Source organism: Actinoplanes sp. NPDC051633, from assembly GCF_040681735.1.
GTDB lineage: Bacteria > Actinomycetota > Actinomycetes > Mycobacteriales > Micromonosporaceae > Actinoplanes.
This window is the reverse complement of sequence record NZ_JBFAZH010000193.1, coordinates 1-9115: the sequence shown is the minus strand read 5'-3', so window position 1 is coordinate 9115 and position 9115 is coordinate 1. Positions and strand designations below refer to the sequence as shown.

7 protein-coding genes and 1 pseudogene are annotated in these 9115 nt (G+C 71.4%); 4 read left to right on the top strand and 4 right to left on the bottom strand.

The genetic code is table 11. The features are described 5' to 3' along the window. The 4 genes from AB0M20_RS13910 to AB0M20_RS13895 form a co-directional block, all read right to left on the bottom strand. Positions 1-1144, bottom strand: a 1144-nt coding sequence (locus AB0M20_RS13910) for a TIM barrel protein (RefSeq protein ID WP_364297913.1), incomplete at its 3' end; no start/stop codon positions are given. Positions 1145-1179: 35 nt separating this feature from the next. After that, a complete protein-coding gene (locus tag AB0M20_RS13905; protein WP_364297911.1) occupies positions 1180-1968 on the bottom strand; it encodes a citryl-CoA lyase in 789 nt (262 codons plus the stop codon). A gap of 200 nt (positions 1969-2168) precedes the next feature. After that, entirely contained in the window at positions 2169-3401 is a 1233-nt protein-coding gene (locus tag AB0M20_RS13900; RefSeq protein ID WP_364297909.1) for a CoA transferase, read from the bottom strand. A 12-nt stretch (positions 3402-3413) separates the two neighbouring features. Then, entirely contained in the window at positions 3414-4214 is an 801-nt protein-coding gene (locus tag AB0M20_RS13895; protein ID WP_364297907.1) for an IclR family transcriptional regulator, read from the bottom strand. 243 nt (positions 4215-4457) lie between these two features. On the opposite strand from AB0M20_RS13895, the gene AB0M20_RS13890 reads away from it, so the two are divergent. From AB0M20_RS13890 to AB0M20_RS13875, 4 genes and pseudogenes are all read left to right on the top strand, one after another. After that, the gene (locus AB0M20_RS13890) at positions 4458-5933 is read left to right on the top strand and encodes an aldehyde dehydrogenase family protein (RefSeq protein WP_364297905.1); all 1476 of its coding nucleotides are present in this window, start codon (positions 4458-4460) and stop codon (positions 5931-5933) included. Next, positions 5933-7675, top strand: coding sequence for a thiamine pyrophosphate-binding protein (locus AB0M20_RS13885; protein ID WP_364297903.1), 1743 nt, complete (start codon positions 5933-5935; stop codon positions 7673-7675). The genes AB0M20_RS13890 and AB0M20_RS13885 overlap by 1 nt, the downstream gene beginning before the upstream one ends. Before the next feature lie 47 nt (positions 7676-7722). Beyond that, positions 7723-8874, top strand: coding sequence for an ABC transporter substrate-binding protein (locus tag AB0M20_RS13880; protein WP_364297901.1), 1152 nt, complete (start codon positions 7723-7725; stop codon positions 8872-8874). A gap of 17 nt (positions 8875-8891) precedes the next feature. Continuing rightward, positions 8892-9115 (top strand): annotated as a pseudogene (locus AB0M20_RS13875) (branched-chain amino acid ABC transporter permease); the annotation flags it as partial.

Sequence of the window (9115 nt, the reverse complement as noted above, 5' to 3'; positions counted from 1 at the left end):
CGATGGAGGTGAGCTCGGCTTCCTCCGGCCGGCGCAGGCGGGGCAGCACCGGCGCGAGCAGCTGCTCGGCGCGGTGGGTGGCGGCGACCGGGTCGGCGCTTTCCACCGCCAGCGCGCAGACCGACGCCGTGCCGGGCGTGACCGTACGCTGCGCCGCGAAGTTCAGCAGGATTCGCGCTTCGGCCTGCTGCCACAGTTGCACCGGCTTGGACCGGTGCTGGCCGGCGTGGGCGAAGCCCAGCGAGGTGAGCGCCCGCGCCACCACGGGACCGGAGTGCTCGTCCACCGCGAGCTCGGTGAAGACGATGCCGCTGAGCTCCGGTGCCGGGGGCAGGGCCGTGGCGCCGGCCGACTCCTGCAGGGCGAGCAGCGACCGCATCCCGTCGATCGCGGCGTGCCGGGGGTCGGCCTGCCGGTAGACGTCGTTGAGGACCTCCAGGCACAGTGGCCCGCTGTACCCGGTGCTCAGCGTGTGCCGGAGGAACGTGGCCAGGTCGAAGGACCCCAGCCCTGGGAACAGCCGGTGGTGTCGGCTGCCTTCGGCCACGTTCCCGGTCAGGCGCGCCGCGTCGGCCAGCTGGAGGTGGAACACCTTCTCGCCGGGGATCACCCGGATGCCGGCCGGGTCGTCGCCGCGGGACAGCACCTGGAAGCTGTCCAGGCACAGGCCGAGCGCAGGATGTCCGGCGTGACGGACGATCCGCCACGCGTGCGGGTAGGACCGCACGAACCGGCCCCATGCCTGGGCCTCGTAGGCGATCCGGAGGCCGCGCCGCTCGGCGTGGCCGGCCAGCGTGTGCAACTGCTCGGTGGCGAGGTCGTCGTCGTCCACGGCGTCGGCGGACATCGACGAACTGACCAGCAGGGTCCGCGCCCCGAGCTGCTCGAGCAGGTCGAAGGTCCGTTCGGCGCGGCGCAGGTTCGCCTCGAAGACCGTCGGCGGCACCGCCTCCACATCGGAGAACGGCTGGTAGGCGTCGATCGTCAGCCCGCGGCGGGCGCACTCCTCGCGGATCCGGCGCGGCGACCAGGACGACGCGGCGAGGTCACTGCGGGACAGCTCGATGCCGTGGAAGCGCGCCGCCGCCGCGGCCGCCAGCTTGTCCTCGAGCGAGCCGGAGAGGCAGGCGGTGCCGATGGACATCCGGTAGCTTCGGTCAGCCCAGCCGGTCGGCATGGTCAGCCCAGGTAGGTCGGGAGGATGGCGGGCGGAATCGGTCCCTTGTTGCGCCTGCCCTGCCCGATCTCCTCCCAGGCGTGCGCGAGGATGCCGACGCTGCGGCTGAGCACGAACAGGCCGCGCGCCAAGGGCGCCGGGAAGCCCAACTCGGCGTAGATCACCGCGGTGGCGCCGTCGATGTTCATCGGCACCGGGCTGCTGCGGCCGCGGTTGAGCGCCGTCTCGACGGCCAGCGCGGCGCGCAGGTGGTGACCCGGCACGACGCCTTCGGCGACGGCCTTGTCGACCAGGCCGAGCAGGGGATCGCGTCGTGGATCGCGGCTGTGGAAGCGGTGTCCGAAACCCGGCAGGTATCGGACCCCGCGGCCACGCCACTCGGCGATGACCCCGTCGGTCGCGGCCGGTAGCGGCTCGCCGGCGTCCTCGCGGCGGCGGATCTCGTCCAGCAGCGCGACGCACTCCTGGCCGGCCCCACCGTGCGAATCGCCGAGCGTGTTGATGGCGCTGGCCATGGCGTTGTTGAGCCCGACCCCGCAAGTGGCGGCCATCCGCGCGACCGCGATGGACGGCGCATGCGGGCCGTGGTCCACGCCGGCCACCAGGGCCGCCTCCAACAGGGCGGTCTGCTGGTCGGTGGGCCGTTCGCCGCGCAGCATCAGCCAGATCATCGCGCCGAACCCCACCGAGCCGATGAGGTCCTGGATCGGGGTACCGCGCAACTCCACGCGGTTGGGTTCGATGCGTGACACAGCGGTGCCCCACCAGTCTGCGACCCGGGAATCCGTCATGGCGAGACCTTAACGCTGGTCCGCTGTGCGGTCCATAGGAACCGACTAGTGGATCGCCGTCCTCCAGAGCGTTGAGACTGCCCCTTGACATGTGATCAGTCGAGATCGATAACTAACGTACTGGTTCGTACAAAGAACTGGAGGCGCCGTGACCGCTGATCGCTACGTGGTGGGCCTGAGCGGCGGCGGCCGTGCCTAGCTCACCGGGAGGTGTCGTCGGCCAGCGCGGGCCGTGGCTCGCTGCGCCAGCGTCGCAGCAGCTCGGGCAGTTCCGCGTTGTGCTCGCCGAGCGCCGGCGGAGGTTCCGGCGGTGTCAGCGGCTCGCCGTCGAAAAGGACGCCGCTCCCGCTGACTCGCAGCGTGCCGCCGGCATTGTCGACGGCCGCCTGCGGCGTACCGGCGGGGAACGGTACCTCGGCGACGAAGCCGCGACCCGCCAGCTGATCGACCGAGACGGCCTGCGCCACCGTCAGGATCCGTGCAGCCGGCACGCCCGCGGCCGAGAGGATCCGTTCCCACTCCGCCGCCGTCCGCCGTCGCAGCGCGTCGTTCAATTCCGCGTTGAGTTCCTCGCGATGCTGCTTACGGGTCTCCCGGTCGGCGAAGCGCGGGTGGGTGATCAGGTCGGGCCGGTCGACGAGCCGGCACAGGGTCTCGTACTGCTCCTGGCGGTTCGCCGCGATGTTCAGCGGCCCGTCCGCGGTGTCGAAGGTGCCGGACGGCGCCGCCGTCGCGTTCTGGTCACCCATCGGTTGTGGCTCCACGCCGCTGACCAGGTAGTTGGAGACTGCCCAGCCCATCGCCGACAACGAGGCCTCCAGCATGGACACGTCGAGGAACCGGCCCTTGCCGTCGCGCCGGCGCCCGGCCAGGGCCGCCGTGATGGCCAGCGCCGCGCTGAGCCCGCCGACGGTGTCGGCGACCGGGAAACCCACCCGCAGCGGGACGGTGTCCGGTGTGCCGGTCACGCTCATCATGCCGGAAAGACCCTGGATGATCTGGTCGTACGCCGGGGCCTGGCTCATCGGCCCGGTCTGGCCGAAACCGCTGATCGCGCAGTAGATCAACGCCGGGTTGAGCAGGCACAGCCGCTCCCACGGAAAGCCCATGCGCGCCAGCACGCCGGCCCGGAAGTTCTCGACCAGCACGTCGGCGTGCGTGACCAGCTCCTCGAACGTGGACCGGTCACCATCGGCCTTCAGGTCGAGCTCGACCGACTTCTTACCGGCGTTCTGCGCCAGGAACGACGTGCCCAGCAGGAACCGGTTGAGCTCCGGGTCCGGACCGAGCCGGCGGGCGAGATCGCCGCGGCCCGGGATCTCGACCTTGATCACCTCGGCGCCGAGCAGCATCAGATGGTACGTGCAGTAAGGCCCGGCGAGGACATTGGTGAGGTCGAGGACGCGGACACCGTCGAGCGGCCGGTCGTGCATGCGCGAAACTCCTTAGAACGACGCACCGAGCGGGTGTTCGAAGCCCCGCTCGTTCATCTGGGCCGCCGCGGCGAGCAGTGCCTCGGCGAAGGCGGCGACGCGGTCGTCGGTGAAGCGGACCGTCGGGCCGCTCAGGGTCAGCGCCGCCACCACCGTGCCGGAGCGGCCCAGGATCGGGACGGCGACGGCGGACAGGCCCTCGTCGCGCTCGCCGTGGCTGACCGCGTACCCCCGCTCGGCCGCCTCGTCGACCCACGTCCGCATGCGTTCGACGTGGCCCTGGCCGAAGGGCGACGACTTCGCCACCCGCTCCAGCAGGGCGGGGGAGGCGTTGCGCAGCAACACCTTCGCCGAGGCGCCGGCCCACAGCGGCAGCTCGTCGCCGACCCGCACCACGTGCCGCAGCGCTTGCGGGCTCTCCTGCTGGGCGATGCAGACGCGGACGATGTCGCGGGCCACGTAGAAGTTGACGGTCTCGCGTTGGCGCGCGGCCAGCTCCCGCATCAGCCGCTGCGTCTCCGGGGGCAGCTCCCAGCCGCGCCGGGCCAGGTATGCCCACCGCCAGAGCCCGGGCCCGGCCATGTAGCCCGCGTTGGTGGCCCACAACAGACCGCTCTGCTCGAGGGTCTGGACGATCCGGATGACCGTCGTCTTCGCCAGCCCGGTCGCGGCGACGATGTCGCGGACGGCGATCAGCGGCCGCTCCTCGGTCAGCAGCGACAAGATGTCCAGGGCCCGCTGGATGCTGCGGACGCCCTGGCCGTCGGACGCCTCTTCGCCGGCGGCGGCCTTGCGGCTGGTCGCGGATGGCACGGTGACTCACTCCCTTTCCTGCGCCGCGGCACGTCACCGTGCGCGGCGCGGCCGCGACGAGCGGCCGGTGGTGTCTCGGACACCCAAGATTCTGCCGTCCCGGCACCGGCATCACCTGCTCGTAACTTTTCGACCTCGCCCTATTGCCTTCGTCCAGCGGCCAACCGTACGTTACACCCGGGTCCGCAGAGTGGTCCAGAAGTGCCGAATGTGGTCCACACAACGGACCGCTAGGAGGTTGCCATGCTCGATTCGATCCTCGGCACCGCGCCGGATGCCGTGATCCACGCGCCGGCCCTGCTCGGTGGCAAGTGGATCGCCGACGGTCCGTCGGCCGAGCGTGTCGGGCCCTTCACCCGCACGGCGGTGAGTCGTGCGCGAGTAGCCGAGCCGCAGGACGCCCGCGTGGCGGCCGAATATGCGAAGTCCGGTGCCCGCACCGTCGCGCGCCTGGCGCCGGCCACCCGCGCCGAGGTCCTCGACCGCGCGGCGGCTCTCGCCGCCGAGCACCGCGACACGTTCGCCCGGCTCATCGCGCTGGAGCTCGGCAAGCCGGTCAAGGACGGCCGCGGCGAGTTGGACCGGGTCGCCGACACGTTCGCCGTCTGCGCCGCCGAGGCCCGGCAGATCGGCGGCGACCTTCTGCCGGTCGCCGGTTGGGCACGCGGTGTCGGCAACACCGCGTTGACCTATCGCGCGCCGGCCGGCGTCGCCCTGGCGATCACGCCCTTCAACGCACCCGCGAACCTGCTCGCGCACAAGCTGGGCGCCTCCTACGCGGCCGGCAACAGCACGATCGTTAAGGCGCCGCCGCAGGCGCCCGCCGTCTCCGCCGCGATCGTGGCGCTGCTGCTCGAGGCCGGTGCGCCGGTCGAGGCGGTGCAGCTGCTGCACGGCGGCGGCGCGGTCGGCGCCGCCCTGTGCGAGGCGCCGGAGGTGGCCGTCATCAGCTTCACCGGCAGCGCCGAGACGGGGGCCGCGGTGGCCCGGGCGGCCGGCGCCAAGCGGCTGGTGCTGGAGCTCGGTGGCAACGCCGCGACGATCGTCTGCGACGACGCCGATCTGGCGGCCGCGGCCCAGGTGTGCGCCCGCACCGGATACAGCAACTCCGGGCAGAGCTGCATCTCCGTCCAGAGGGTCTATGTGGACCGGCGGCACTTCGCCGCCTTCGTCGACCTGCTCAGCGCCGAGGTCGCCAAGCTGCGGGTGGGCGATCCGCTCGACCCGTCGACCGACGTCGGCGCGATGGTGGACGACCGGGCGGCCGAACGGGTGCTGACCTGGGCCACCGAGGCCGCGGACAGCGGCGCCCGGATCACCGTCGGCGGCACCCGCGACGGCGCCACGCTCGCCCCGACCGTGGTCGCCGATCCGCCGCCGGATGCTGCCGTGGTCACCCAGGAGGTGTTCGGGGCGTTGGTGAGCGTGCTGCCGTTCGACGACTTCGATGCCGTGCTCGAGACCTGCAACGCCAGTCGGTACGGGCTGCAGGCGGGCCTGTTCACCCGCGACATCGGGCGGATCCTCACCGCCTGGCGTGAGCTCGAGGTGGGCGGCCTGGTGGTCAACGGCTCGTCGAACTTCCGGCTCGACCACGTCCCGTTCGGCGGCGTGAAGGACTCCGGCTTCGGGCGGGAGTCGCCGCGCCACATGGTCGAGGACTACACGGTGGTCAAGACGCTCCTGCTGCGGGGCCTGTCGATCTGGGGAGAGAACTGATGACTGCGCCCACTACCGCCGCCGACGCCCTGGTGGCCCAGCTGGTGGACTACGGCGTCGAGTACGTCTTCGGCACCTGCGGTCACACCAACATCGCCCTGCTCGACGCGATCGGCCGCAGCCCGATCAAATTCGTCATCGCGCGCCATGAGCAGACCGCCGCGCACGCCGCCGATGGATACGCCCGCGCCACCGGCAAGGCCGGCGTCGTCCTGCTGCATGTCGGCCCCGGGATGATGAACGCGGTGACCGGCGTGGCCACCGCGGCCCTGGACTCGATTCCACTCGTGGCGATCTCCGGCGACATCCCGTCGTACATGTACGGCCGGCACCCGCACCAAGAGGTCAATCTGCACGCCGACGCCGACCAGACGGCGATCTACCGTCCGTTCGTCAAGCGGGCGTGGCACGTGCACCGCGTCGAGGACCTGCCGCGCTTCGCGGAGCGGGCGTTCTGGACGGCCACCTCCGGCCGGCCGGGCGCGGTGCTGCTGAACGTGCCGATGGACCTGTTCTCCCGGCCGTTGCCGGACACGGTGCCGGCCTATCCGCTGCCGCAGCGGCGAACCCGGCCCGATCTGGTCCCGGACACCGCCGACCGGATCGCGGCAGCCCTCGTCACGGCCGAGCGGCCGCTGCTCTACATCGGCGGCGGGCTCGGCGGGCCGGCGGGCCGCACGGCGCTGCGCGAGCTCGCCGAACACCTGGACATCCCGATCGCACACTCGCTGATGGCCAAGGGCGCCCTACCCGACCGGCACCCGCTCGTGCTGGGCATGACCGGCTTCTGGGGGCTGGCCGAGACCAACGCCTACGCCCGCGAGGCTGACGTGGTGCTCGCCCTGGCCACCCGCTTCGCCGAGACCGACGCCAGCTCGTGGAACCCGGAATACACGTGGCGCTTCCCGCCGAGCCGGCTCATCCAGATCGACATCGACCCGGCCGAAATCGGCCGCAACTATCCCGTCGAGATCGGGGCGGTCGCCGACGCCGGCCGCGCCGCACAGCAGATCCTCGCCGCGGTACGCCGCCTGGAACCGGGCGGCGCCGACCGCCCCGAGCTGCGTCAGCGCATCGCGACCGCCCGGTCGGAGCTCTTCGCCGCCAGCGCCGACCGCGGCCGCAGCGATCAATTTCCGCTGCGCCCCGAGCGCATCCTCGCCGACGTACGCGCGGCCCTGCCCGACGACGCGGTGCTGGTCACCGACGTCGGCTGGAACAAGAACGGCGTGGCGCAGTGCTACCCGCTGCCCGAGGGCGGCCGGTTCATCACGCCGGGCGGCGCGTCCACCATGGGCTTCGGCCCGGCCGCCGCGCTCGGCGTGCAGATCGCGCAGCCGGAGCGGGTGGTGGTGGCCCTGATCGGCGACGGCGGGATGAGCGCACAGCTGCCGGCCGTGCCGCTCGCCGTCGAGCAGGGCCTGCCGGTGATCTTCCTGGTGATGAACAACCGTGCCCACGGCACGATCTCGGACCTGCAGGCCGGCGCGTTCGGCCGCAGCTACGGGTGCGACTTCGTCGATCCGGACGGCAAACCGTACAGCCCCGACTTCGCCGCACTGGGCCGCGCCTGCGGCGCCGACGGCTACGCGGTCGGGGAGCCGGGCGACCTGACCGTCGCCCTGAAGACGGCCGTGGAAAGGCGGCGCCCCGCGGTCATCGACGTGCCCATGGTCAACGAGCCGGTTCCCACCCCCGGCCACTGGAACATCAAGGACATCTACCAGGGCGTTTTCGAATGACGCCGCCCGATTTTCGAATGACCGCTCCCGATTGAGGTGACCCGCACATGCTTCGTCCCCGCGCCACCGCGATAACCGCTTCTGCCGTCCTCTCCGTTGTCCTCGCCGCCGGATGCACCGCCCCGGGCTCCGACTCCGAGTCGTCCGGCGACGACTCCGGCCCGATCAAGGTCGCGCTGGTCGACGCGCAGAGCGGCCAGCTGAGCTCGCTGGGCGCGTGGGAGCTCAAGGGCGCCCGGCTCGCCATCGACGAGTGGAACGCCCAGGGCGGGATCAACGGCCGGCAGATCGAGCTCGGCGTCTTCGACGACCAGGGCGACCCCACGATCGGCACCAACCTGGCCCGGAAGATCGACAGTGAGGGACACATCGCGATGATCGGCACCGCGGAGAGCGCGGTGACCATCGCGATGGCGCCGATCCTCAAACAGGCGGAGATTCCCAACATCACCTCCGGGCAGTCGCCGGGCCTGGTGGCGGTCGGCAGCGAGTTCCTCTTCCTCAACGGCCCGACCAGCACGACCTACGACGAGACCCTGGCCAAGCACATCGTGGACCAGCAGGGCATCAAGAGCATCGCGATGATCACCAACAACGGCGGGTACGGCAAGGGCGAGCACGACGCCTTCCTGAAGGCCCTGCAGAGCCGCAGCGTGACACCGGTGGCCGACCAGGTGGTCACCACCGACCAGAAGGACTTCAGCGCCGTGCTCACCGGCATCCGACAGAAGAACCCCAAGGTGATCTTCCTGGGCGCCGAGGAGGTCGAGTCGGGCCTGATCGTCAAGCAGGCCCGCGACCTCGGCATCACGGCCACCTTCGCCGGGGCGGCGCCGCAGGGCACCCCGGTCTTCCTGGACACGGCGGGCGCGAAGAACGCCGAGGGCACGATCGTGAGCTCGCCGTACCTCAGCAACGACATCAACGACGCCGCCAAGAAGTTCGCCGCCGCCTACAAGGCGAAGTTCAACGAGGAGGCGGAGCTGCACGGCGCCAAGGCGTACGACGGCACTCAGATCCTGCTCACCGCGCTGAAGACCAGCAACGTGGCCACCGGCAAGGAACTCGCCGACGCCATCCGCGCGACCAAGTATCAGGGCCTGCTCGGCGACTTCGCCTACGACAAGACCGGCGTCGGCATCTTCGCCACCTCGATCGGCACCATCCAGAACGGCAAGCTCGTCGCCGCCGCCGGCTGACGCGCTCGAGGAGAACCATGCAGGTCTTTCTGCAGACGATCGTGGGCGGCGTCAGCCTCGGCGCCGTCTACGCCCTCGTGGCGCTGGGGTTCTCCCTGGTCTACCGCACCATGGGCCTGGTCAACTTCGCGCACGGCAACGTCGTGACGGTCGGCGCCTACCTCGCCTCCACCTTCTATCTGTCCACCAGGCTGCCGTTCGCCCTGGCCATGGTGATCGCGATCGGCCTCACCGGCGCCAT

Coding starts and splice junctions, on each gene's coding strand:
- AB0M20_RS13890 (WP_364297905.1), top strand. CDS start 4,458: ATGCTCGATTCGATCCTCGGCACCGCGCCGGATGCCGTGATCCACGCG.
- AB0M20_RS13880 (WP_364297901.1), top strand. CDS start 7,723: ATGCTTCGTCCCCGCGCCACCGCGATAACCGCTTCTGCCGTCCTCTCC.
- AB0M20_RS13905 (WP_364297911.1), bottom strand. CDS start 1,968: ATGACGGATTCCCGGGTCGCAGACTGGTGGGGCACCGCTGTGTCACGC.
- AB0M20_RS13900 (WP_364297909.1), bottom strand. CDS start 3,401: ATGCACGACCGGCCGCTCGACGGTGTCCGCGTCCTCGACCTCACCAAT.
- AB0M20_RS13885 (WP_364297903.1), top strand. CDS start 5,933: ATGACTGCGCCCACTACCGCCGCCGACGCCCTGGTGGCCCAGCTGGTG.